The organism is Caproiciproducens faecalis, from assembly GCF_019448085.1.
Lineage (GTDB): Bacteria > Bacillota > Clostridia > Oscillospirales > Acutalibacteraceae > Caproiciproducens > Caproiciproducens faecalis.
The window spans coordinates 210,858-235,487 of sequence record NZ_JAGFNZ010000001.1; the positions used below are offsets into that span (position 1 = coordinate 210,858).

Genomic DNA, 24,630 nt, shown 5'->3' on the forward strand with positions numbered 1-24,630 from the left:
ATCAAAAAGGGCTGTTGCAAAATTTTTATTTTGCAACAGCCCCTAAAAATATTTCTATAAGCCTTTAACAGATTCGCGGTAATCCTTCGCCGTACAAAACGGTAACAATACGGGTTCCCCCGATGGGGGTTTTCAGCAGAACCGTTCCCGACTCGCCGGAAACGACCTTGCCGATGATGGCCGCGTTTTCTCCGTACCGGCTTTTTTTCAGGCATTCGAGCGCTTTTTTTGCGTCCTGCCCGGCTACGACGACGGTCATTTTTCCTTCGTTTCCCATATACAGAGGGTCAAGGCCCAAAATTTCACAGAACCCCCGTACCTGTGCCGAAACGGGGATGGCTTCTTCTTCCAGCTCCATGCAGCAGGCGGAAGCACCGGCAAATTCATTCAGCACCGTACCCAGTCCGCCTCGGGTAACGTCACGCATGGCCTTTACCTTTACACCGCTTTCCAGAAGCGTGCTTACCATTTCATTCAGAGGAGCACAGTCGCTCTGAATGGTATTCTGAATATTCATCCGTTTGCTAAGAATGGCCGCGTGGTGGTCGCCCAGATTGCCCGAAAGCAGGATCATGTCGCCTTCTTCGCAGGAAGACGCGCTGAGCGAAACATCCGGCGGTACAAAGCCCACGCCGGCGGTATTGATATAGATGCCGCCCTTACCCTCTACGACCTTGGTGTCACCCGCTACAATACAGACTCCGGCTTCCGCGGCGGTTTCCGCCATGGAGGCCGCTATTTTTTTGAGGTCATCCGTGTCGGCGCCTTCCTCCAGAATGAATCCGCAGGTAAGGTAACGCGGCTTTGCGCCGCTCATCAAAAGATCGTTCACGGTACCGCAGACGGACAGCCTGCCGATATCCCCGCCGGGAAAAAACACAGGAGTGACAACAAAGCTGTCCGTTGTCATGGCGATTCTCTCCGCGCCGGGAACGACCGCGGAATCCTCCATTTTGGCCAGAACAGGGTTATGAAAGTGTTTTTCAAAGATATCTTCTATCAGCTCGGAAGTGGCTTTACCGCCGCTGCCATGCGCCATGGTTATTTTCATGATCGTTTCCTCATATTTGTAAAATAGTTGAAGCAGCTTCCTTCCATGGAGACCATACAGGCGCCCTGCGGCGTCTGAGGGGTGCAGGCGGAACCGAAGAGCGGGCATTCGTTTGGAGAAATTGCTCCGGTCAGCACCTGAGCGCAGCGGCAGTGGGCGTTCGCCCCGTGGTCGCCGTTCAGATTTTTGCTGCCCGCGTCGAAACGGGAATATTCTTCCCGCAAAAGAAGGCCGGAATCCGGAATGATACCCATGCCGCGCCACGAAGCGTCACAGGGAGAAAAATATTTTTCCACCATTTTCTGCGCGGTTTGATTGCCTTCTTTGGTTACCGCACCGGGATACAGATTCATCACGCACGCGCTGCCGCGCTTTCTGACAAGAGCGTAGATCGCCGCCAGAATCTGCGGCCCCTCAAAGCCGGCGACCGCAAACGGAAGTCCGTATTTTTCGGAAAGAGGCTGAAAAATATTGCTGCCGGTAATCACACTGACGTGACCCGGTGCCAGAAATCCGTCTACACCGCCCTGATTTTGGCAGATCCAGTCAATGACCGGGGGCATGGTTTTCAGGGAAGTCAAAATTTTCACATTGGAAATTCCCCGCGCCACCGCTTCTTCAAGGAGCATGGCATAAACCGGGGCTGTGGTCTCAAATCCGACTGCCGCGAAAATATAGGTACGCCCGGGGTCATTTGCCGCCAACTTCAGCGTATCCAGCGGAGAATAGACCATTTCCACGTGACCGCCCGCGGCCTTGGCATCATTCAGACTCTGGCTGCTTCCCGGTACGCGCAGCATATCCCCGAAGCTGACGACCACATTTTCCGGCTCCATGCAGAGCGCGACCAGCCTGTCGATATAGGCGGTGACCGTAACACAGACGGGGCATCCGGGGCCGGAGATCAGCCGGATGGCCGGGGAGAGCATCCCCGCGATGCCGCAGCGGGAAATCTGTGCCGTGTGGGTCCCGCAGACCTCCATCAGCCTCAGTGGCGGCCCGTCATACGTTTTTAAATAAACTTGAATGTCCGTCATAGTTCTTCTATTTCCTTCAAAAGCTCCTCCAGCGCACTGCGGTCCTGCTCCGTAAGTACCTGCAGAATACATCCCGCGTGAACCAGAACGCTGTCGCCCGGCTTGATTTTGACCAGGCCGGCCTGTGCCTCCATCGTATTTCCGCTGAAATCTACGGTCGCTTTTGTACCGTTCACTTTAACAACCCTGCCGGGCAGTGCAACACACATGGCAATCTCCTTACCGGTTAAATCCTCATTTTTTCGCGTGAATTTTCCGCCTGTGCGCAGATCCACGCCTGACCCAAACAGATACCGCCGTCGTTGGACGGTACGGCGGAATTTAAATAAACCTGAAAACCGTCCGCGGTCAGCCGGTCACGGCAGTCCTGAAGAAGAAGAAGATTCGCGAATACACCGCCGCTCAGCGCCACGCGATTTTCTCCGCTTTCCTCCCGGATGTTTTTGCACAGTGCCGCAACCATTTCGGCAAGCGCAACATGAAACCCAAGCGCAATGCGGTTTTTATCCTGTTTTTCGGCGACGGACTGCAGAAGCTGGCGGATAAAATCGGCCTGATCTGCCTCCCATTCACATTCGGAATTCTGACTGAGGGCCAGATGAAACGGAATCGGCTCCTCTCCGGCGCCTTTTGCCGCGGCGGCGGCGTTTTCCAGTGCGATGGCGCACTCACCCTCGTAGGAATTTTCTTCTTTGATGCCCAGTATGGCGCAGACCGCGTCAAACAGCCGTCCCGCACTGGAGCTTTCCTGTGTATTGACCTGATGCCGGAGGGCAGCTTTGACAAACGGAAAGCGTTCACTGCCGGATTCTTCACCCGCCGCGAACCGGTAGCAGTCCGAAGTCAGCACGGCGTTTTTTGCCGCCGCGTCGCCGCCGCACAGCAAAACGCGGCTCAGGTGTGCCCGGCGCTCAAAAGAGGAACCGCTGCACAGCAAAAATTCGCCGCCCCAGATCGTTCCGTCGGTCCCGTAGCCGGTGCCGTCGAAAACGACGCCGATACAGCCGTCTAGCCGGTGCTCCGCCATAACGGAGGCGGCGTGGGCGTGATGGTGCTGAATGAACACAGGACTTCCCAGTCCGAAATCTTTTACAATCCTTTGTGCCAGCAAGCCCGACTGGTAGCCGGGGTGCAGGTCACAGGCAATTTGCTGCGGAGAAATCATTAGCAGCTGTTCCATATGTTTCAGGCCGAATTTGTAATTCTCATAGACGCTGTAATTTTCAAGATCGCCGAAATATTGGCTCAGATAGGCACGGTCGCCGCTGAGCAGGCAGAAGCTGCTTTTCAGGTCGCCGCCCATGGCGAGAACCGGATGTTCCACGCGCTGTTCCAGTACGACGGGCAGGGGAGCGTATCCTCTGCTGCGGCGTAGAATCTGGGGAACTGAGCATGCGACCCGTGCCACGGAGTCATCCAGCGGAGTTACAATTCGGCGGGTATTATACAGAATTCCGGAAAGATAAGGGGTGTCCGACCGCATCATGTCGTCGTCCCGGTAGATAATCGGCTCGTTTGTAAAATTTCCGCTCGTGACGATTAAAGGGCCGCAGGCATCGGTCAAAAGCTGATGAAGACCGGTACAGGGCAGAAAGGCACCGAGAAAACGGCTTTCTCCACAGACCCCGGAACAAAACACATTTGCGTCTTTGTTCAGCAGCACAATGGGGCGAGCCATAGAAAGCAGCAACTTTTCTTCCTCTTTATTTATATTGCAAACCTCGCGGATTCTTTCCAGATTGGGGAACATGACGGCGAAAGGTTTCTTTTCCCGTCCTTTCAAAAGACGCAGGCGTTCCACTGCGTCTTCCTGATAGGGCGAACAGACAAACTGGTACCCGCCCACCCCTTTTACAGCCAGAACAGTCCCGTTTTTCAGTAAGGTAATCGCCTGCTCCAAAGCGTCCTGCTTTTCCAGCGTCATTCCGCCGGTGAGAAGATGCAGCTGAGGGCCGCAGCTGTGGCAGGAGATTGTCTGGGCGTGGCGTCTGCGTCCGTCCCTGTATTCGCGGGCGCAGTCGGGGCACATGGTGAAATCCTTCATCGTGGTGGTTTCGCGGTCATAAGGGAGCGTATTCATAATACTGTATCTTGGCCCGCAGGAAGCACAGCTGATAAACGGATACCCCCGGCGACGGTTTTTAGACGAATACAGCTCTTTTCTGCATTCGTCGCACATAGGCAGATCCGGCGGAATCATCGGCGGTTCTGTTTCTTTCTTTGCGGCACGGCCGCTTTTCAGAATGGAAAAGCCGTCAAACTGCTGTTCCGGCATCGGTTCCGTACGGATGTTGATTACCTGCGCGCCGTCCGGCGCGCTGTGCTGAAGGCTGTATAAGAACTCCTCCAGCCGCTGCTTTTCCCCGGAGGCGGCAATTTCAACAATCCCGCCGCTGTTGCGTACCGTACCGGAAATGCCCATCCTGTGTGCCAGACCGGCTACAAACGGGCGGTATCCCACACCCTGTACGATACCGGAAACGGTAACAAAAACGTTCATTCCATTTCAATACTTTCTATTTTCACTTCTCTGCCAACACCGCTGGGCTCTCCCTGAGTGCCGCATTTGGGGCAGGAAAAGTCAAAACGCTTCCGCTCAAACAGCTCGTTGCATGTGGGGCAGCGCAGTTTGGACTTAATGGACTGTACGCTCATCTGGGCGCCTTCGCAAACGGTACCCTTGGATAAATCCTCAAAGTACATCTGGATGCTTTCTCCGGAGTATCCGGAATCTTCCCCTACCGCAATGTTAATCTTGGTGACCTTGTTTTTTCCTGCCGCTTCTGCTTTTTCAGTGGCTTCCTTCAGAAAATCGGCAGCCTTGTGATAATCGTGCATGACAACTTGCTCCTTCTATTTCAAACTATTTTAAGACGCGTTCTGATTTTCTACCGGAGCCTTGGAAACGGTTTCAATGGTCTTACGCTCCGCGGGCTGCGTATAGCTCTGAAGCATGGAAAGACATTTTTTGGGACAGCTTTCCACACAGTAGCCGCACTGAATGCAGCTGAAGCGCTGAATGGACCAGCTTTTCCCCGCCCGGTCTACCTGAATAGCGCCGGTCGGGCACTTCTTGGAACAGATTCCGCACAGCACACAGGTTTCCACATCATTTTCAATGTGTCCCCTCGTGCGCTGCGGGTAATTCCTTGGCTGCTCCGGATAAGGACGGGTAGCCGGTTTTGAAAACAAATTGTGCAGTTCAATTTTTGCGAAAGTCAGTAAGCTCATTGTTTCATCACCTTTCGGTACAGCTGATGCAGGGATCAATTGTTAAAATTAAAATCGGAACGTCGGCAAGCTGACAGCCCTTCAGGGTTTCCAGCATTCCCGGCAGATTGGCAAAGGTTGGAGTGCGTACGCGCATACGGTCCAAAAACTTTGTGCCGTTTGCTTTTATATAGTAGATTGCTTCGCCGCGCGGCTGCTCCACCCGCATGAAATATTCCCCTTCGGGGAATCCCTTGACCGGCACGGCAACTTCGCCGTTCGGGATTTTTGCCGCCGCCTGACGGATGATATCGATGGACTGGAAGATTTCACGGATACGCACGTCGGTGCGCGCGTAGCAGTCGCCGACTTCGCTCGTAATCGGCTCGAACTCCAGATTTGGGTAGGCGGCGTAGCCGAGCTTGCGGGTGTCGCGGCTGATGCCGCTGGAGCGCATAAACGGGCCGACAGTGCCAAGGTCAAACGCCTGCTGTTTGGTCAGAAAACCAACGTCGCGCAGACGGCTGTTGACCGCGGAATTGTTCAGAAAAGTTTTCACAAGCTCTTTCAGGCTCCGTTCCATATCGGCAAAAACGCCAAGAAATTCCCGGATCATGTCATTATCCATATCCTTGCGCTGGCCGCCGATTTTGTTGACGGAAAAGATCACGCGGCCGCCGGTGGAATATTCAAACATGTCCAGCACCTTTTCGCGCATTCTCCATGTTTCCATAAACAGGCTCTCAAAGCCGAACGCGTCAGCCAGCAGGCCGAGCCATAAAAGGTGGCTGTGAATCCGCGACATTTCGCACCAGATGGTGCGCAGATATTTGGCACGGGGAGGGATTTCCACTTCCATGATATTTTCCACCGCTTCGCAGTAACCCATTCCGTGCATAAAGCTGCAGATGCCGCAGATTCGTTCCGCGACATATACATATTCGTTAAAGTCCTTTTTTTCAACCAGTTTTTCAAGACCCCTGTGGACAAAGCCGATGGAGGGGATGGCCTCTACCACCTTTTCGTCTTCCAGCACCAGATCCAGATGAATCGGTTCCGGAAGGACCGGATGCTGGGGGCCGAACGGTACAATGCTGCGTTTGGACATCTGGTATCACTCCTAGATTTATTTAAAAGGTGTTTTCTTTTCCGTACGGTACAGGGTACCCTGATAATCCAGAGAAATCATCTTAATCGGTACGCCGAAAAGATCGTGAATTTCATTTTCATATAAAAAAGACGCGGGATAAATTTCGGTGACGCTGGGGATTTCCACGTCCTCGCCGATGCAAAAGCGCAGGGTATATAAATCCAAGTCCTTCCCAAACGAATAGGACATCTCGTAGCCTTCCTCAATTCTGGTGGCACAGATCTGCACCAGACGGCAGCCGCTGCCTTTCATCTTTAGAACTTCTTCCAGCAGCCCCTCGGGGGAAATGGGGATGATGATATTTTCGGGCATGATTAAGCCTCCTTGTGCAATGCCGCCGCATTGCGTTTTTTCAGTTCACGCTTTCTGTCCAGAAGAGCGATTGCCTTGACCACGCCGTCAATAATCGCTTCCGGTCTTGCGGCGCAGCCGGGAACGTAAATGTCCACGGGGATCACTTTGTCCACACCGCCCAGAATATTGTAGCATTCTTTAAAAATACCGCCGTCACAGGCACAGATGCCTACCGCTACAACGACCTTGTTTTCCGGCATCTGGGAATAAATCTGTTTTACCACCGCTTCGTTTTGGCGATTGATGCCGCCGGTAATTAAAAGAATATCGGCATGTTTCGGATTGCCGGTATTGACAACGCCAAAGCGTTCCACATCATAAACGGGAGTCAGGCAGGCCAGCACCTCAATGTCGCAGCCGTTGCAGCTGGAGCCGTCGTAATGCAGCAGCCAGGGGGATTTTGATATCTTCATCATTCTCGATAGCGCCTCCCTTAATAAACGAGCGTCAGCACCAGCAGGTTAATCCCGCCGGCGACCAGTGTTACCAGCCATGTGGAGCCGAGCATCTTATCCCATTTGACACGGGGGAAAAGATTGTCGACAAATATTTCAAGAAAATAGCACAGAATGCATACCGCTACCGCCGCAAGGATGCTCCACCACTCCAGGTTGATGATGAAAAGCCCCACAAAGCCCAGCAGAAGCACGTCTTCATACCAGCCCGCCAGCTCCACGAGCGCCAGAACATTGCCGGACAGCTCGGTCGTCAGGCCTTTTACCATCTCTTGATGAGCGTGGTGCGAGGTGCTGATATCGAAAGGCGATTTGCGCAATTTAATAGTAAGAATATAAAGAAAGCCGAAAAACATACCCGGAAGAACGGCAATTACGGGCGTGGCGGTATGGACAATTTCGCTTACATTGAAGCTGCCCGTCGCAATATAGAACCCGATTGCAGCCAGAAGCATCATCGGTTCATAGGCCATCATCTGCACCAGTTCCCTCTGTGCGCCCATGGCGCTGTACGGGGAGTTGGCGGAGGAAGCGGACATGATTAGAAATACTTCCGCGAGGGTCAGCGCGAAAAAGACTAGCAGCAGGTCGCCGCCCGCAAAGAAGATACAGCCGGTGAATATGACGAAAACAAAGAATCCGCCGACCAGAAAATCCTGCACGCCGTTTACCACAACAGACTGTTTGGAAAAAAGTTTATGTAAATCGTAGAAAGGCTGCAAAAGCGGGGGACCCTGGCGCCCCTGAAACCGCGCGCCTATTTTTCTATCAAATCCGGAGAGCAGACCGCCCAGAACCGGTGCCAGAATCAGAAAAAGGACGACTTTTATCATAATCTGCATCTTAGATTACACCTCCAATTGCAACGATCATCAGGACAATCAAGCCGGCGGAGGCGAGAACCAGCGAGGGCCTCAGGATCTTCTTTTCCCCAAAAAGATCCTCCATATACCAGTTTGCAAGGTACATAGACGTCTCCTGACCGAAGGAATCCGTAAAGTGGCGGTCGTCGCCGCTGTTGGCGCCGCCCATATAGGAGATGACAATTTTATTTTCTTTGCCGAAGGTCAGCAGGCGCACCATGACGGGCAGAATCACAATGGTGCACAGCATCAGGAACATCGTCTTGAGGTCGCTGCTGCTGATGACCGCCGCGAGATTTTCATGGAACATCTGCACCAGGAACGGCTGCACCAGATAGGTGGACAGCAGCGGGAAAGATACGCACAGGGCAATGACCAGAAACGCGAGTGTGTAAATGGAAAACCAGTCGCTCTTTTCCAGTTTGTCCGGCAGCCGTTCGGAACGGTGGATGACCGCAACCAGCTTGCCAAGCCATTTTCCCCAGTAGAACAGGGTGCTGGCGCTTCCGAATACAAGGAAAATGACCAGCAGGATACTCTTGGAGTCCACGAACGCCTTGAGCGCCGCCCATTTGGAGATCAGCATCCCGAAGGGGGCAAGGAACATTCCGGAAATTCCCACGATCATCACAAAAGCCAGCTTCGGCAGCTTGACGATCAGACCGTGCATATCTTCAATATTGCGGCTACCGGTGCTGTTTTCCACCGCGCCGACCGACAGGAACATCAGTGATTTGGATACCGCGTGGAATACCAGAAGCAGGATGCCCGCCCACACGGCTTCATGCAGGCCCACGCCCGCGCACGCGGTAATCAGGCCCAAATTGGAAATCGTGGAGTATGCAAGGACTTTTTTGCCGTCGCTCTGCGAAATGGCAAGCAGAGAAGCCGCAAAAAAGGTAAATCCGCCAATGGTGGTAACCATGATTCCCGCAAGATTGCCGTACAGTGCGGGGGAAAGGCGAATCAACAGGTAGACGCCCGCTTTGACCATGGTTGCGGAGTGCAGCAGGGCAGAGGTGGGCGTGGGTGCGACCATGGCTCCCAGCAGCCAGCGTGAAAAAGGCATCTGCGCGCTTTTGGTCAGCGCGGCAAAGGCCAGCAGAATCACGGGGATGATTGCAGTCTGACTCCCCGTCCCCAAAGTGACCAGATCCTGTATATTGGCAATATCGAGCACCATCGAGCTGTAAAGAATGGCGACGGCAAAGCCCAGGCCACCCAAAAGGTTCATCCAGAGCGCGCGGAAAGAGTTCCGAATTGCTTCTTCCGACTGATTATAGCCGATGAGCAGGAAGGAGCAGATGCTGGTGATTTCCCAGAAGAAGTAAATCCAGGTCAGATTGCTGGAAAAAACAAGTCCGAACATGGCTCCTAAAAAAACAAAAAGCATTGAGAAGAAAAAAGAAGACCGATCTTTATATTCCGGGTGGTGTTTATGGTATTCCCTGATGTACCCGACCGCGTAAACACAGATCAGACAGCCGACCACACCGACGACCATACACATGATTACGGTCAGATCGTCCACCACAATATGGCTGCCGCCTTCTGCGGAACGGCCGGACAGCTCCATCCAGGCAATGGGCAGGGTCTGTGCCGCCGAAAGAAGCGCGGCGTAGTATTGCTTGTGCCGGAAAGAGTAGTAAAACACAAGCCCCATCAGCCCCAATTCCGCCAAAAGCATTCCTTTGTCCAGCAGCTGGGTTTCTACAAGGTAGGACTGGTTTCTTCCGTTGCACAAGGCGCTGACGGAAAAGGCCGTTACCGTCACTACAATCAAAACGCAGCTAGCAAATACGAAGAGATCCCGCAGTTTTCCAGGTTTGAGCATGGATAGAATCAGAGCTGCAATAAATGGAAAGACCATGAGTGAAACAATCATTGCGATAAAACCACCATTTCTCCATATTAACTTTTCCGTACAATTTACTAATTCAACAACACTTTTCCCCAGCGTGATAAATAAATGTCATAATTGTAACAGAAGCATGTTTAATAATAATCAAAAATCTTAGGAAGTGCAACGTCAATATTTACCCGTTTTATCCTGATTTTGAAATGGATTTTATCTATATTTAAAAAGATATAAATTTCTTTATACAGGAAACGGTTGTTTTGTGACAATAATTTATCAATAGGAATCATTTTAAATAAAATTGATTCAACTTTATTGCAATTATTTTCCATATAAAAAATGCATAAAAATCGGCTTGCTGAACAGTATTCATGTTCAGCAAGCCGCCTCATAGGGTTACAGTACCGGGATAAAATTCTTTTAAATAAAATTCTCCGTTAATGGGGTTCCTATTTTGATAGTCCGCGTAGGCAAGGCAGTGTTCGGAATACAGGATTGCGCACCCTCTCTTGACTCCTTTTGGAGTGGGAAATTCGTTTTCCAGTTCGCGGACTGCTTTGCCCAGTGAGGGGTCACGAACATAAAGAATGGGCGGAAGTTTGCCGGAAGCATTGGTGGACAGGCGGTCGCGAACCATTTTATCGCGAAGCACTTCTTTGTCAATGCCGTTCTGTCCGCTGAAAAAGGTAAAAACCAGTGCGATGTATTCATCCAGCGGGATTCTCTCCGTGCCTTTTTGCGCGGCAAAGGCCCCAAATCGTCCGAACAGCTCAAAAGGGGTCATTCCGCTTTCTTTCAGCAGATAGGCGAGCGTTCTGGGGAAGCGGCCGCTGTTGTACAGCCGCTCCAGTGCGTCCTCTGTTCGGTGCAGGTTTAGAAGCTCTTCTTCCGAAAGCCAGGGTGTGCGTGTGATCTCATACGGGGGCTGCGAATCGTAGGAGCAAGGGAATTCCTCCGGATTTTCTCTCATCGGCGCCCCGTACAGCAGCTTTAAGAAACCGAGCTGCAGCATATTGGGGTTCAGGCCATAGGCAATGTTGAAGCTTTCGGCAAAACTGGCAAGATCTTCGTAGGGAAGGCCCGCAATCAGGTCGATATGAATATGCATGTTGGCGTTGGCAATCAGCCGGAGAATGTTTTTTTTCAGCCGTTCCACATCCGTTTTTCGGTTGATGGCGGCGAGCGTTTTGGGGTTGAAGCTCTGCAGTCCGATTTCAAGCTGCATGGCGCCTTTCGGTGCCTGCGCCAGAAGGTTCAGGGTATCTTCATCCAGAATGTCGCCCGCAATCTCAAAATGGAAACAGACCCCGGCGGGGATTTCATTTCCATAGTTTTGAATAATAAAGCGAAACAGTTCATTTGCCCGCCTGCGGTTGGCATTGAACGTACGGTCCACCAGTTTGACCGTCTTTGCGCCGCTGCGGGCCAGAAGCAGCAATTCCTGTTTTGCCCTGTCCAGATCAAAGAACCTGGCGCTGCCGCACCGGCCCGAAAGGCAGAAAGCACAGGAATAGGGGCAGCCGCGGCTGGCTTCCAGATAGGCGATGCGCCCCTTCAGCGCGTCCAGGTATTTCGGGGTGTAAGGGGAGGGCGGGTCCTCCTCCGGAGTATGGGGCGGGACGATCACAGCCCGTCCGTCCCGGCGAAAGCAGACCCCGGGGATGTTTTCGGCAGCATCTCCGCGGCTGACTGCGTTCAGCAAAAGGGCGAAGGGCCTTTCCCCTTCACCGGAAATCACATACTGCACCAAAGGTTCCTCATTCAGCAGCTTTTCCGCGCAATAGCTTACCTCCGGCCCGCCCAGGACAATGACGGCGCGCGGCAGGCTGTTTTTTACAAGATGAATCAGCCGCTTTGTAGCGGAGATATTCCAGATATAACAGCTGAAGCCAATTACCTGCGGGTTCAGTGCCAGAATGCGCTGCGCGACAGCTTCCAGCCGTTCATTAATAGTGCCCTCCACCACTTCCGCGGTGATTCCGGGGACGCAGTAGGCGTCCACTCCCGCCGAAAGGCACCACGGCGCGAGAGAGGAATGGATATATTTGGAGTTTAAAACGCAGATGGCTGCGGTGATTTCATTTTTCATAATGTCAACCTTCTTTTCCGTCGATTTGCTTTTGCGGCGGATGTGTCCATTATACCATAATTTTTGTTCTGCCGTCAGTATTCCCCGCTGAGCAAACTCTGCGCATTGACGAAAAAAGGAGGATGCCTTACCATAAGACATCCTCCTTTTACCGGAGCGGCTGTTCTGTTTTTAGTATATTTTTTCGATCAGAACTCTACATACATTTCTTTTTTGGCTCCGCAGATGGGGCAGTTGTCAGGAGCGCCGTCCAAAATCGTGTGGCCGCAAATCGGGCAGATATAAACGGATTTCAGTTCCACGTCCTTGCTTTCCTTTGCGGCGTCCTGCGCTTTCTGAAACAGTGCGGCGTGAATCTTTTCTGCTTCCAGCGCAAAATGAAAGGAACGTGCGGCCCCGGTTTCGTTTTGGAATTTCGCGGCGCTCAGGTACACAGGGTACATTTGCTCCACCTCGTGAAGCTCGCCGTTGATTGCTCCCTGCAGGTTTTCCACCGTTTTTCCGGTTCCGAAGACTCCGCCTGCGGTTACCGCGGCATCGGCGGTAGTGCCTCCGATTTCACGGAAATGGTTTCCAGCGTGTACTCTTTCGGCGTAGGCGATTGCCTCAAACAGTTTTCCAATGTTCGGGAATCCCTCTTTGCGGGCTACCTCCGCCCAGATCAGATATCTCATATGTGCCATGCTTTCTCCGCCGTATGCGGAATGAAGAAAATCAGAAGTCATTGCATTTTTTACAGACATCACTTTGTTCCTCCTTTATTGTCGTTAGGTGAATTTATATTAAAATGTTTGCTGTGCTATTTCGCTTCTGCCGGCTGCAGACGACGGCGGTAAGAATCTCCCTTTTTTAAGCTGCTCAAGATTCTGGACAGGGCCGACGCAGAAGCAGAAAGGGCGGCTGTAAACGAGACGCCGTTCATGTTGTTCAGACGGTAGGCGGCGGAGTCCATTTCAGAAACGCCGTTCATATTGGCGTAGCGGAAGAAAATATCATCCCGGTCTGAAAAGGCATTCATATTGCTGATGCTGAAAATCAGTGCGTTTGTTCCGGAGATACCGTTCATGTTGTTGATGCTCAAATTGTTTCCCATAAGAAATCCTCCTAAATTAATAATAATAATTATTATTGTTTTATATTTATAATATACTCTTTATAAAAAGAAAATACAAGTGTTTTTTCAAAAAAAATCCGCATGAATTGTATTTTGATTTTATGCAATAGGTAGACTGTGTTTTGACTAAAGTGGGACGGTTCGCCATAATTTTTTTAATATAGAAGAAAAGGCTCTGCGGTCTGTGACCCGCAAAGCCTTTTTTGGATTGAGAAGTATGGTTCAGGAATGAGAAGAATTAAAATTCTGCTTTCCACAGGCCGTGCAGATTGCAGTACTCATAAACCGTGCCGGAAGCAACCTCCTTGAATTCCGCTTTCGGCTCCATGCCGGGTTTCAGATAGGTGATTTCCACTTTGTCGTCCGTGACAAGAGCAATCCACTCAATGTGGTGCTCGGGCAGCATGGGATGGAGAACGGAACCGACGGATACCTTGATTTTTCCGTCTTCCCTGGTGACGACCGGTACATGCTTTTCCTGTGCGGCGTCCGTGGTGTTGGCTTCCAGTTTGGTCATTTCCTGACCGCAGCAGGTGAGTGTTCCGCCGCCTTCCTTAATAAGAGCAACCATATTTCCACACAATTCACAACGATAAAAAGCAACCTTTGACATTTTACATTTCTCCTTTATTTGTTATTATTGAATAATGATTTGTAAAGCTGGCTGGGTTTACACAGCTCTGGGAATTTATTCAAAAGCCACGACGGCTTCTTTGCGTTTGATGCGCGGCAGTACCGTTTCCAGGATGCGGAAGCGATGATTCAGGTCTTTTTGCTCCAGATACGCCGTCGCCAGATCCTGGCCGATTACCAGGTCCATATAGCGGGGCTCCGAGCAGACAAGAACCGCTTTTTGGGTACCGAGTACAGGGGAGCTGAACACATTGCCCTTGAAAAGCTTGCTGATCCGCTCGATTTCCAGCAAACCTGTGCCGGGCTGAATCCGCTGCAGCTTCATGAAAAGATCCGGGCTGACAATCAGCGCGTATGTACCGTAGATACTGTTGGATGCGAACCACTCCAAACCGGAAACAAGGTCGGTAAAGGCGTTTTCCTCGGCGCCCCAGTCGGAGCGTTTGATTTTGTGGATCCCCGGCGCCGTCAGCAGTCCTTCATATCCGTTGGCCTCACTGCCGAAGAAAATCAGACGGTCTTCTTTTCTGGCGCAGGTTTCCGAGGAATAGGATGCGGCGGAAAGGTCGGCAGGATAACCGGTCTTCCGGTCGCTTTCCAAATCTTTTGCTAAAAGTGTAAAGTCATCAAATATGGTCGGGAGCTGAACATATTTTCTGCCCTTTGTGGTAATCAGACCGTCCGCCTCGGCTTCGTCAACCGATTGGGAGTCGTCCACTCGGATACTGTCTGCGCCAATCCCCAGCGGGCCGTAAATATGCAGAAACTTTCTTCCGGTCAGCGCGGCACGGGCCGCGGTCACTACTTCAGAATCGATTTTCTCCCATAATTCTGAATCAATCGGTGCGTTTTCTCTGGATAAGTAACTCATTAAGAATACCTCCTGTCATTCTGTTATTGGTTAAGCAAGCCGCCGACGGTCAGCGGTGCGGATGGTTCCGTGTTCTGTTCGGCCGGCGGTGCCGCGGCAAGCCCGAGCTCTTCCAGCATTTCTTTTACCTCCGATTCGCCGGAAGCAAACAACTCGGCTTCTTTGGGGTCCAGATGCCTTAACAGGGTCATTAATTCCCCAATATGCGCTTTTTCCTCGTCGCGTATATCGCCGATTACCTCTTTGGCCATCACATTGTCCGTAGCCTGCACATGTGCGTCGTAAAGATAAATTGCTTCCAGTTCGCCGGCAATATCCAGCCGGATAGCCTGAATCAGTTCTTCCATTGTCATTTTCCGTTCGACATTCCCTTGAAAGGGATTTGCAAAAGCTGGCATTTGTTTGACCTCCTAATATAGTAATAATAACTGTTATTGTTTTTGCTGTTATTAATATACACCTCTTTTTCTGAATTTGCAAGTACCTGGAATAAAAAAATTAAAATATTTACAAAAAAAATAAAATTGGACATTCTGCCACTGAGTACGGAAAAGCAAAGGAAAAAGCTGCCTAACTTATTGCGGAAAGTCAGCGGGATTTTTTATGGCTGCAAGAATTGAAAAATACAAAAAAATACATTATACTTTAAAATATGACAAAATTTGAGACCGATAATTTCCAATATGATAAGAATCCATCCACTAAAATTATAGAAAAAGCTGGGATGAATGTGAAAGAAATTAAGATTGTAGTAGTCGATGATTCTCCTTTTTCCGTGGCTATGCTGACCAACATCCTCATTTCCAGAGGCTTTGTTGTCGCGGGCAGCGCGAATTCTCTGGAAGAGGCCGTAGAGGCGGTAACCACGCTGAAGCCGGACATTGTTACCATGGATATGACAATGCCGGGCGCGGACGGGATTGAATGCACGAAGGCCATTCGTGCCGTCTGCCCCCATTTGAAAGTCATTATCGTAAGTTCCATGATGGATGACGAAATTGTACACAGAGCACAGAAGGCAAGAATCTCCGGTTATGTGCAGAAGCCTGTGGATGAAGAAGAACTCTGCCTGCTGATTCAGAGAATTATGTCCGACGACGAGCTGTTTTTACAGCTTGACGGTTTGTATTACAATGCGTTTCGCGAAGCGCTGGCCGACACGTTTAATAAGTTTTTCAAATCTGTCCCGGACTTTCAGGAAAAACAGACGACAAGGGAAGAACAGGTTTCCAGGGGGATGTCGGTTGTCATGGGCATTATCGGGAAATACGGCGGCAGAATGATTTTGGATATGTCAGAAGAAGCTGCGGAAAACATAGCGAAATTTCTGCTGAAAAAAGAGGAAGTCACAAAGGACCAGATTGTCAATGTGATGGGAGAAATCTCTAATATCGTGGCTGGGAATGCCTGTTCGCTTCTGAATAAAAGCAATTCTCTTTTCGGACTGCGCGTAGCGCCCCCGACAATTGTTTACGGGGAATGTATTAAAATTTCCAAAACGGTGCTTGACACGGTTTCTTCCGCCAAGGCAGAGACGGACTTTGGGGAAGTTTATTTCAATGTAGGTTTTAACAGGGGCGTGAATTGATGAATAAAGATTACACGGAGTCATTTTCCATTGCTTTTCTCGACGTGATGCCGCAGCTGGGAATCACGGATGTTCAACTTAAGGGGGAAACGGAATGTGGTCACTTAATCCGTTCTCCCGGTGTGGTCGTGGTCATCGGCATCACAGGCGACCTTCACGGGAACGTGTATTTTACCATGCAGGAAAGCTGCGCAAACTCCATTGCTTCCACCATGATGGGTGGAATGGAGGTTCTCCAGTTTGATGAAATGGTGCAGAGCGCGGTGTCGGAGCTCAGCAACATGCTTGCCGCGACAGCCTGTACGAACCTGTCGGAAAAAGGGATCGGTGCGGATATTTCAACCCCGACCCTGATTCACGGCGATTTTACGGCGGATGCCAGCCTGAAGCAGGCAAGCTGTCTGGAAATGCTGGTGGGTGAAAATCTGTTTGGCATTTATCTTTCCTTGGAAACGAAATAAACTGGTACATTAATTATATTAAAAAGGATTCACAGCAATACGCCGTGAATCCTTTTAATTTGATTTTATATTGTGATTTCAGGTTCTTTTCATTATAATAGGAATATGGTAAATTTTCCCGAATTGTAGATTCCGTGTGGTTGAGGGGGAATTTTATGGGCTCCGCGGGCGAAATCCCGCCCTTCACAAATCGGGAATCACGCCGATATATTTGATAATAAGGTAAAAAAGAAGCCGAAATGGGTTTGCTTTGCTCAGAAGGAGGAATTTTATTGAAAAAGATCATTTCAGTTTTTCTATCGCTGGCGGTGATCGTTCTGTCGGTGCCGGTGGCTGTACAGGCAGCGACCGATGCGGAAATTATTGACAAGCACGGTGCGAAAACCTACCAGGGAACTGCTTCTGCCTGGAGCACTGCATGGAATGAAGACAGTTTTACGGAAGTGACCGGCTCCAATGTCACCGCCAACAACAGCCTGACCATTAAGGCGGGCGAGGTCAAGGACGTTACGGTGTCCGGCAGCAGCAGTAAGGTGACGATCAGCGGCGGTACCGTGAGCGACGTTGTCTGTGACGGTTCAGCGGAAGTTTCGGGCGGCACCGTAAACTCTCTGCAATCGAACGGAGACATCACTCTAAGGGGCGGCACGATTAAACACGATGTAGAATCCTATCAGAAAGTGACAATCAGCGGGAAAATTGCAATCGGCGGTTCCGTGCTGGGGAATGATGTGGATATATCCAGCGGCAGCTCCGGCAGCTCGCTGTCCGGTTCCATTCAGGCCGGCGGAGTTATTTCTCTGGCCGGAAACGGAATGAAGATCAAAGAGATTAGCGGGGAAGATACGGCAACGCTGAGCCTTAAAAATTACAGCGGCAAGCTTCCTGTTTTAACGGATCTGGGAACGATCTCGGTGGATGCCAGCAGTACGGTGACGGCAAACGGAAATGTGGAGGCGGGCAACTTAACCATTGCCGCAAAGGGCGAATTCGTGACTGCCTCCTTGCTGGATCTGGATACGCTGACAGGTCCGGGCACTCTTTCCTTTAACACCGGCAAACTGACGGTACATAACAATATTTCGGAAAAACCCCTTCTGAATTTCAACAACTCTGCCAGAAACGGACAGACGGCCTTTAAAGCTGACAGGGGAATGGTGGGAGAGGACGAGGTTCTTTTGTATGATTTTGAGCTGGAAAGAGAAACGTCCGATGACGGTGATATGGATGAATTTGTGTTGTCCAGTACGCTCAAAGAGGGCGTTACCCTGAGTAAGTCCGCCGTTGCGCTGGACGGAAAAAATTCCGTCACGGTTCAGGCAAGTGTGAAGCCTTCCTTCTCACAGTTTGCGGAAGGGACAAAACTTGTCTGGGAAATGCACGGAGAAACCAGCGGGTTCACCATCAGCTCAAACGGACTTTCCTGTCAGGTTTCCGCAAAGGGCACGTCCTCTGATTCTTATAAAGCGACTCTGGTTGCTTATTTGGTAGATAAAAGAGGGGACAGACTGGCGGACTACAAGTCCGACTCCTGCACTCTCTCCTATGGAACACCGTCGAATTCAACCGGTTCTGACCTTACGCTGGACACCTATGCCGTTACCATCGGCGCGGGCGGAACCTACTGGGTTCTGGCAATTACGGATTCCAAAACGGCTCCGGTCGCCATGTCCTATAACTCTTCCGTGGCAACGGTGGGCGCCGCTGCGGCCTACAACAAAAACGGAAAAGTCGGATGGCTGTTTCCTGTAACCGGGGTTGCAAAGGGCGGAGTAACCATCGACATTGCCGGACAAAAGATGATTACCACCATTGCCGCGGGCAGCGTGGTGGTGGATACCGCTTCCTACACCATGGGCCCGGGCGGAAAATATTTTATCGGTGTTAAAATCAGCGGAATCGACCGCAAAAACGTCAATGTTCATTCCCAGAACGCCTGCACGATGGTTCAGTACGCCGGGAAAAACAAAAGCGGGCTGGATCTGTATGCGGTGACCGCGGGTCAGACCGGGGTCGGGGCCGTCATCTTTGAAATTGTCGGCGGCCAGTCGGTACAGACACAGATCACGGTAGCAAACGGCGCCAAGCCGCACGGCGTAAGCGGAAGGCTGATTGCCGCGGCGTAACGGTAAAAATATTCCACAGAAAAACAGGGAGCATATCCGGAAAAGTCCGCGGAACAGGGCTTATTCCGCATATGCTCTTTCCGCTTTTAAAAAATTCTGTCGGCGGGTTAAGTACGCCTTGCGAAAAAAATTCTTGACCGCAGGCTGAAGTTTTCGGTTTTGTGGTATAATAGAAATGATCCTCAAAAGAAAGAGATTAATAAGGAGAATTTATGCTTTCATTCAAACCAATTGAAGCTGACAATATTGTGGAGCTATCCAAGTATTTCCAGCACCAGCAGTTTAGGACCTGTGACTATTCCATTGCGGGTATCTTTATGTGGAGAAAATTTTTTTACAGTGAGTATGATATCTATGAAAATATGTTGCTTTTTAAAGTTACATATATTAATGGAGCGGTCGCGTTTACTTTTCCGGTTGGCCCCGGCTCGGTGGACGGTGCGCTGACGCAGCTGGAAAATTACGCAAGGGAAAACAGCATTCCTCTCTGTTTCTGCACGGTACCGCTGGATGCGTTTTCCATACTGGAAAAAAGATACGGCGGTAAGGTTTCCCAAACAGAAAACCGTGACTGGTTTGACTACCTGTACCTGTGTTCCGACATGCAGACGTTTGCCGGAAGAAGATTCAGCGGGCAGCGCAACCATATCAACAAGTTTAAAAAGCTGTATCCGGACTACCGTTATGTTCCCATTAACAACGGAAACATAGACAGGGTGGCTGAATTTTTCGGCAGCTACGCGGAGGAGCATATTAAGGACAACCCCATTGCCAAAGAGGAATCCTTCCGGGCTAAAGAAATCCTGCCGTATTTCGAGCAGTTCGGGCTGCGGGGAGGATTTATTGAGGTCGAAGGAAAAATCGTGGCCTTTTCCGTGGGTGAAATTGTGGGGGATACCCTTTTTGTTCATATAGAAAAGGCACTGAAGGAGTATGAAGGCTCTTATCAGGTCATGGTAAAGGAGTTCGCCGTTCATGAGGCAGATGAGAGAGTAGTTTATATTAACCGCGAGGAAGATATCGGCGACCTGGGGCTCAGAACCTCTAAGCTGTCTTATCACCCCGTTCACATCCTTGAAAAGTATTTTGTGACAGTGGAGGAATCCGCATGGAAATAACCGAGATTTCCGAATCCGACTGGGAGCAGGCCGCCGATCTGGCGGTTTCCTGCTTTATCAATGATTTATATTTTCAGAAGATGATCCCGGAGGAGCAGGAAAGAAAATCGGAATTAAAGAAAAATTTTTTAGATGCCGTTACTTACTGCGGCGCGGAAAACGGGGCGTTCGGCATTAAGGAAAACGGACGTCTGATTGCCTTTATTCTGTTTTTTGATTACGACCGGCTGAACAAGTCCAACCCGCAGCAGATGTCCCGCTTTTTTGGGTATGATGCGAGCGGTGGGTCCCGGTTTCAGCTGACCCATCCGACCACTGTATCGGATCAGAGATTCATTCAGCTGAAGGCGGAGGAATGCGGCGTGCGCACGACCTACCTCCTTTCCCTCGGCGTTGACGAGCCGTACAGGCGCGCGGGGCTGGCCACGAGGCTGGTACGGTTCGTGCGCGAAAGCTATCCGAACCATTCTCTGCTGAGCGACATTTCCAATCCGGAATCCATTGGCCTTTACAAAAAGCAGGGCTTTCAGATCAGGGAAATGAGTGAAAACTATTACTGGGTCAAAGGTGATCCCCTTCTGGACAGCGCCGGTGCGGAAAATGCGGAGCAGATTTATCTGGCGCTTCCCAATGAAGAAACCCTGTCCGCGGTGTTCGGCAACGAACAAATTGCGTTTGAAACTGCGGAAATATTCGGCTATCGGGTGGAAAAAAACAGCGCCGGTTACAGCTTCCTCAAAGAACCGTCTGCGTGCTGCCGGGCGGTCATCGCTCCAGTGAGCAGGGAACAGCTTTTTTTGTACCAGAAAACGATCTGCCTCGCCAACAACACGGAGGAATATCGCTCCGGGGGCGGGAAGAATTATTTTATTTATTACCGGACGTATCCTTATGACAATCCGGTTCTTTATAATGGTTTACTAAACGAAATGCTTCGTACCAGGCAGTCGGAGTGGAGCATAATTCCGGACGTGTATGTGAGTTTCCCTATTGAGTACAGCAGCATTTCCGCTCTGCAAAATGCCGGGCAGGGAAAGTACGATAAAACGATTGCACAGCTTTTGGATCTGCTCGATTTTCGCACTCATTTCGAGTCCGGAGTGCCAAAGCAGAACAGTTTGCCCAAAAACGGCAGCAGCTTTAAGGAACGCATCAGACGGTACTACCTTGGAAAGATCAAAATCGTGGTTGCGGGGGAGACCACGCCGGAGACTTATCTGACCGGCGGTGAAGAAATCGGCCGTCCCGCTTTTGTTGATCTGATTCTTTCCGTTGACCGACAGAGCAGCTGCGGCGTTGTTTCCGTGGCATCGCTATCCTGTCCGTTCCTGCTCAGCCATTTTCTGGACAGTATTGTCAGAAACCAGTTTACGGTGAAAAAGGACAACGGGGATACCGAGAATTTTTACGAATATCTGGAGCGCGAGTTTCAGGTGCTGAAGAGAGGAACGCCAAAGGCCTTTGTCACGATTCCCAACAAGCGCGGCCAGATTCAAAACAACGAGCTGGCGTCCCTGCTTTTTACGGAGACCATTTATCAGCAGGGGGAAAACATGGGAAGGGTCATAGACCGCGATGTTGTCCAGATAGTGGAAAATGAGCATGGAATGGCGCAGTATGAGTATGCGCACGGGTATGCGTATTCCAATATTTTTGTGCAAATATCGGACACTTTCCCGTTTGAAATAACCAATCGTATCGAGTTTGAATCCATTACTTTGTTTTACATAGAGCTCCTGATGTTCGAAGAGTCCGCCATCGTCACCACCAGCGAGAAAATTGTAGATTTCCTTTCGCCGGACGGCGGCCATACACCGAACGAGGTTCTCTCAAAAACACATCAGATTTTTGATGAATACTCCCGGACGATAGAATTCTGGGATATTCAGGTCAACTATCCGTCCTCCAAAAAATCGCTGGCCATGCTGCGCAATGCGTTCCGCATTGATGAACAGCTGCAGCGGCTGGAAAGAAATCAGAATCAGCTTCAAAGGGTGTTTGATACCCAGCGCGACCTTTTGGACAGGCTGGATTCTTCCAATCTGAATTATATCCTGCTGTTTTTCACTCTTCTGCAGGTGCTTGCCCTGCTGGTGCCGGGAATTTTTACAACCGGAGGAATTTTTACGGAGCAGAAAATTCTTGCGTATCTGTTTTTAGCGGCGGGGCTGTTTGTTTATGTAAAATTGAAAAACAGGATTCTGGCAAGAAGCGTTCGGGGAAAGCGCTCCTGGCGGAAGAAAAATTTTGAAGATAAACATCAGAGCGATTGATGCAATACAAAAAACTGAAAAGAGGGATACCGATGGATGCAGCGCAGAGACGCCAGGCAATCCTTGAACTTTTAAAACAAAGCACACAGCCGGTCAGCGCTGGTACCATTGCCAACCGGTTTCAAGTGAGCCGCCAGGTGATTGTGGGCGATGTTGCTCTTTTGAGGGCGGGAAATTCTGCCATTTCCGCTACCCCGCGGGGATATATTCTGGCGGATGGCGCAATGGAAAGCAATCAGCTGACCCGAACCATTGCCTGCCGGCACAGCAGGGAAAACCTCGCGGAGGAACTCTACACGATTGTGGACAACGGCTGCGGTTTAATTGATGTGATTGTGGAACACGCGGTTTACGGCCAGATTTCCGGTCAGCTGCATATTTTTTCCCGTTACGACGCGGACTGCTTTTTGGAAAAGCTGTCGAAAGATCACGCGTCGCCCCTGTGCGACCTCACGGGCGGCGTACATCTGCACACCATTTCCTGCCGGTCAGAGGAAGCCTATCAAAGGGTGCTGGCCGCATTGAAGGAGAAAGGAATTTTGTTTTCCAAATAGCAGCCTCTTGACAAATCTCGAAATAATCTTTACAATACTAATTGCAGGTGTCAAGACATATGTAAAGTTAAAAGCAGAGGATTGTCAAAGGGGGATATTATGAGAAATAGCGAAACGAAATTAATCAGTATGGTGATTGCGGCGCTGTTATGCGCGATCGGCATCGTCATCCCCATGTTTGCGCCGAAAATTATTTTAGAGCCGGCTTCCTTTACTCTTGCCAGCCATGTACCGATTTTTATTGCTTTGTTTATTTCACCGCCGGTAGCCGCTGCGGTCGCTCTTGGAACGTCGTTTGGCTTTTTGTTTGCCGGATTTCCGATAGTGGTCGTACTGCGTGCGCTCAGCCATGTGGTCTTTGCGCTGACAGGCGCGCTGCTTTTGAAAAAGAAAGAGGACATGCTCTCTACCGCTGGAAAATCAACGCTTTTCGGATTGCTTTTGGCAATGATCCACGCTGTCTGTGAAGTGACAGTCGTAACTTTGTTTTATTTCGGAAACAATATGCCGAAAAATTACTATACCAACGGCTATTTTATGTCCGTGCTCCTGCTTGTCGGGGTCGGCACCGTTATCCACAGTATGATTGATTTCGGAATTGCTCTGTTTGTGTGGAAGCCGCTGAGCCGTGTGATTTCCATTCCCGTCAGCGCAAAGGCCGTGCTGAAAAGAGAAGCCGCCGTAAAATAAAAGATTACGATCCTTCCGCTTCCTTGTTGGGGGCGGGAGGATTTTTTGTTTTTGTACGATTCTTTCTTGCCCTGATTTCCGCGCCGATCAGAATGACGACGGGCAGGAGAACCAGAAAAGGAATTGCGTAAATTTCATATATTTTGATCGACTCCATCCATTCAATCGTGTTCTCATAGAGCATACCCGACAGGGTGACCATCATTAGCCCGCAGGGAACTACAAAGAGCTTCTGATCCTCTGCATTCAGCAGTTTCGTCAGTCCAAGAGATGCGGAATACACGCAGACAGCCACTTTGATAAAACCCGCCAGCATCAGATTGACGCCGATTAATACCTCTATGCGGGAAAAAAATTCGCCGATGGAAATGATGCTGACCGCTTCGTAGGAAGGAAAGTAAAACATAGTTACGGAGGGAAATCCCAGTATCAGAATGTTTCTGATGTTTACAATCAGAATAATTGCGAGCGTCCAAATCATTCCCTGAAAATATACCTTGGACATTTTTACCTGATTGTCGACCGCGGACAGAAAGGATAGACAGATAATGATTTCTCCCAGCGGCAGTATGCACACAGATAAGGCACTGCTGAGCAGCGTTTTCATGTCGGTGTTCATAATCGGCTTCAGGTAACCCAAATCCATGTCTTTGATGCTGAGCACAAAGGTGACGAGGATGGAAGCAACCAGAATGGGGAAAGTGTATTTTGAAATTCTGCCAATGTTTTCCGGGCCGCTTTTTACTGTCCACACAGCCAGAAGGATGATAAAAAATAAAATTGCCGGTTCGGGGGTTTCCGGCATATTCAGCACATGAATGAAGGTGGAAAAAACATTCAGCACCAATGCGCCGAGATGAATAGAATACAGCACATAGATCAGCGTTATGACCCGGCCGAAAATTTTCCCGAAAACCGCAAACAATATTTCGTACAGATTTTTGCCCGGATACAGAGTGCTCAGGCGGATATATAAAAACATAAGGGGAAGAAACAGGATTCCTGCAAGCAGAATGGCAATCCAGGAATCCTGTTTGGCTTGTGAGCTGGCTCCTATGACAACAATGCTTCCCATCCAGAACATAAACAGGGTGGCTTCGATTTGTTTTGCCGTAATTTTATGATTCATGATCTA

General features: G+C 50.2%; 25 protein-coding genes. 7 read left to right on the top strand and 18 right to left on the bottom strand.

Going from position 1 to position 24,630, the window contains the following annotated elements:
• Positions 1-64 precede the first annotated feature (64 nt).
• The 17 genes from hypE to J5W02_RS01090 form a co-directional block, all read right to left on the bottom strand.
• Positions 65-1,051 (bottom strand): hydrogenase expression/formation protein HypE, encoded by a 987-nt coding sequence (hypE, locus tag J5W02_RS01010; RefSeq protein ID WP_219963791.1) that lies wholly within the window; start codon positions 1,049-1,051, stop codon positions 65-67.
• Positions 1,048-2,088, bottom strand: coding sequence for a hydrogenase formation protein HypD (gene hypD / locus J5W02_RS01015; RefSeq protein ID WP_219963792.1), 1,041 nt, complete (start codon positions 2,086-2,088; stop codon positions 1,048-1,050). The genes hypE and hypD overlap by 4 nt, the downstream gene beginning before the upstream one ends.
• Positions 2,085-2,363, bottom strand: a complete 279-nt coding sequence (locus tag J5W02_RS01020; protein WP_330659641.1) for a HypC/HybG/HupF family hydrogenase formation chaperone — start codon at positions 2,361-2,363, stop codon at positions 2,085-2,087. Before J5W02_RS01020 ends, hypD begins: the two co-directional genes overlap by 4 nt.
• The gene (gene hypF / locus J5W02_RS01025) at positions 2,315-4,588 is read right to left on the bottom strand and encodes a carbamoyltransferase HypF (RefSeq protein ID WP_219963794.1); all 2,274 of its coding nucleotides are present in this window, start codon (positions 4,586-4,588) and stop codon (positions 2,315-2,317) included. Before hypF ends, J5W02_RS01020 begins: the two co-directional genes overlap by 49 nt.
• Entirely contained in the window at positions 4,585-4,926 is a 342-nt protein-coding gene (locus J5W02_RS01030) for a hydrogenase maturation nickel metallochaperone HypA/HybF (RefSeq protein WP_219963795.1), read from the bottom strand. The genes hypF and J5W02_RS01030 overlap by 4 nt, the downstream gene beginning before the upstream one ends.
• A gap of 30 nt (positions 4,927-4,956) precedes the next feature.
• Complete coding sequence (locus tag J5W02_RS01035) at positions 4,957-5,319, bottom strand: 4Fe-4S dicluster domain-containing protein (RefSeq protein ID WP_219963796.1); 363 nt, start codon at positions 5,317-5,319, stop codon at positions 4,957-4,959.
• A gap of 7 nt (positions 5,320-5,326) precedes the next feature.
• Positions 5,327-6,406, bottom strand: a complete 1,080-nt coding sequence (locus J5W02_RS01040; protein WP_219963797.1) for a hydrogenase large subunit — start codon at positions 6,404-6,406, stop codon at positions 5,327-5,329.
• A gap of 18 nt (positions 6,407-6,424) precedes the next feature.
• Entirely contained in the window at positions 6,425-6,760 is a 336-nt protein-coding gene (locus tag J5W02_RS01045; protein WP_219963798.1) for an NADH-quinone oxidoreductase subunit C, read from the bottom strand.
• Between the two features lie 2 nt (positions 6,761-6,762).
• Complete coding sequence (locus tag J5W02_RS01050) at positions 6,763-7,218, bottom strand: NADH-quinone oxidoreductase subunit B family protein (RefSeq protein WP_219963799.1); 456 nt, start codon at positions 7,216-7,218, stop codon at positions 6,763-6,765.
• A gap of 17 nt (positions 7,219-7,235) precedes the next feature.
• Positions 7,236-8,099 (bottom strand): respiratory chain complex I subunit 1 family protein, encoded by an 864-nt coding sequence (locus J5W02_RS01055; RefSeq protein WP_219963800.1) that lies wholly within the window; start codon positions 8,097-8,099, stop codon positions 7,236-7,238.
• Position 8,100: 1 nt separating this feature from the next.
• Positions 8,101-10,005 carry an NADH-quinone oxidoreductase subunit 5 family protein gene (locus J5W02_RS01060; protein ID WP_255575501.1) on the bottom strand — a complete coding sequence of 635 codons (1,905 nt, stop codon included), beginning with the start codon at positions 10,003-10,005 and terminating at the stop codon, positions 8,101-8,103.
• 361 nt (positions 10,006-10,366) lie between these two features.
• A complete protein-coding gene (locus tag J5W02_RS01065) occupies positions 10,367-12,067 on the bottom strand; it encodes a B12-binding domain-containing radical SAM protein (RefSeq protein WP_219963801.1) in 1,701 nt (566 codons plus the stop codon).
• A gap of 188 nt (positions 12,068-12,255) precedes the next feature.
• Positions 12,256-12,810 (bottom strand): rubrerythrin family protein, encoded by a 555-nt coding sequence (locus tag J5W02_RS01070; RefSeq protein WP_219963802.1) that lies wholly within the window; start codon positions 12,808-12,810, stop codon positions 12,256-12,258.
• A gap of 56 nt (positions 12,811-12,866) precedes the next feature.
• On the bottom strand, positions 12,867-13,160 hold the full coding sequence (locus J5W02_RS01075; protein ID WP_219963803.1) for a hypothetical protein: 294 nt from the start codon (positions 13,158-13,160) through the stop codon (positions 12,867-12,869).
• A 259-nt stretch (positions 13,161-13,419) separates the two neighbouring features.
• Positions 13,420-13,794, bottom strand: coding sequence for a desulfoferrodoxin (locus tag J5W02_RS01080; protein WP_219963804.1), 375 nt, complete (start codon positions 13,792-13,794; stop codon positions 13,420-13,422).
• A gap of 75 nt (positions 13,795-13,869) precedes the next feature.
• On the bottom strand, positions 13,870-14,685 hold the full coding sequence (locus tag J5W02_RS01085; RefSeq protein ID WP_219963805.1) for a family 1 encapsulin nanocompartment shell protein: 816 nt from the start codon (positions 14,683-14,685) through the stop codon (positions 13,870-13,872).
• A gap of 23 nt (positions 14,686-14,708) precedes the next feature.
• The gene (locus J5W02_RS01090) at positions 14,709-15,083 is read right to left on the bottom strand and encodes a demethoxyubiquinone hydroxylase family protein (protein WP_219963806.1); all 375 of its coding nucleotides are present in this window, start codon (positions 15,081-15,083) and stop codon (positions 14,709-14,711) included.
• A 332-nt stretch (positions 15,084-15,415) separates the two neighbouring features.
• On the opposite strand from J5W02_RS01090, the gene J5W02_RS01095 reads away from it, so the two are divergent.
• The 7 genes from J5W02_RS01095 to J5W02_RS01125 all read left to right on the top strand — a co-directional run bounded on the left by J5W02_RS01095 (position 15,416) and on the right by J5W02_RS01125 (position 23,495).
• On the top strand, positions 15,416-16,273 hold the full coding sequence (locus J5W02_RS01095) for a response regulator (protein ID WP_219964412.1): 858 nt from the start codon (positions 15,416-15,418) through the stop codon (positions 16,271-16,273).
• The gene (locus tag J5W02_RS01100) at positions 16,273-16,734 is read left to right on the top strand and encodes a chemotaxis protein CheX (RefSeq protein WP_219963807.1); all 462 of its coding nucleotides are present in this window, start codon (positions 16,273-16,275) and stop codon (positions 16,732-16,734) included. The genes J5W02_RS01095 and J5W02_RS01100 overlap by 1 nt, the downstream gene beginning before the upstream one ends.
• Positions 16,735-17,006: 272 nt before the next feature.
• The gene (locus tag J5W02_RS01105) at positions 17,007-18,860 is read left to right on the top strand and encodes an autotransporter outer membrane beta-barrel domain-containing protein (RefSeq protein WP_219963808.1); all 1,854 of its coding nucleotides are present in this window, start codon (positions 17,007-17,009) and stop codon (positions 18,858-18,860) included.
• A gap of 212 nt (positions 18,861-19,072) precedes the next feature.
• On the top strand, positions 19,073-19,978 hold the full coding sequence (locus tag J5W02_RS01110) for a DUF2156 domain-containing protein (protein ID WP_219963809.1): 906 nt from the start codon (positions 19,073-19,075) through the stop codon (positions 19,976-19,978).
• Entirely contained in the window at positions 19,969-22,251 is a 2,283-nt protein-coding gene (locus J5W02_RS01115; protein WP_219963810.1) for a GNAT family N-acetyltransferase, read from the top strand. Before J5W02_RS01110 ends, J5W02_RS01115 begins: the two co-directional genes overlap by 10 nt.
• Before the next feature lie 32 nt (positions 22,252-22,283).
• Positions 22,284-22,805 (top strand): transcription repressor NadR, encoded by a 522-nt coding sequence (locus J5W02_RS01120; protein WP_219963811.1) that lies wholly within the window; start codon positions 22,284-22,286, stop codon positions 22,803-22,805.
• 99 nt (positions 22,806-22,904) lie between these two features.
• Complete coding sequence (locus J5W02_RS01125) at positions 22,905-23,495, top strand: hypothetical protein (protein ID WP_219963812.1); 591 nt, start codon at positions 22,905-22,907, stop codon at positions 23,493-23,495.
• A gap of 4 nt (positions 23,496-23,499) precedes the next feature.
• Here the strand turns inward: J5W02_RS01125 and J5W02_RS01130 are convergent, their stop codons facing one another.
• Positions 23,500-24,624 (bottom strand): GerAB/ArcD/ProY family transporter, encoded by a 1,125-nt coding sequence (locus J5W02_RS01130; protein WP_219963813.1) that lies wholly within the window; start codon positions 24,622-24,624, stop codon positions 23,500-23,502.
• Between the last annotated feature and the right edge of the window lie 6 nt (positions 24,625-24,630).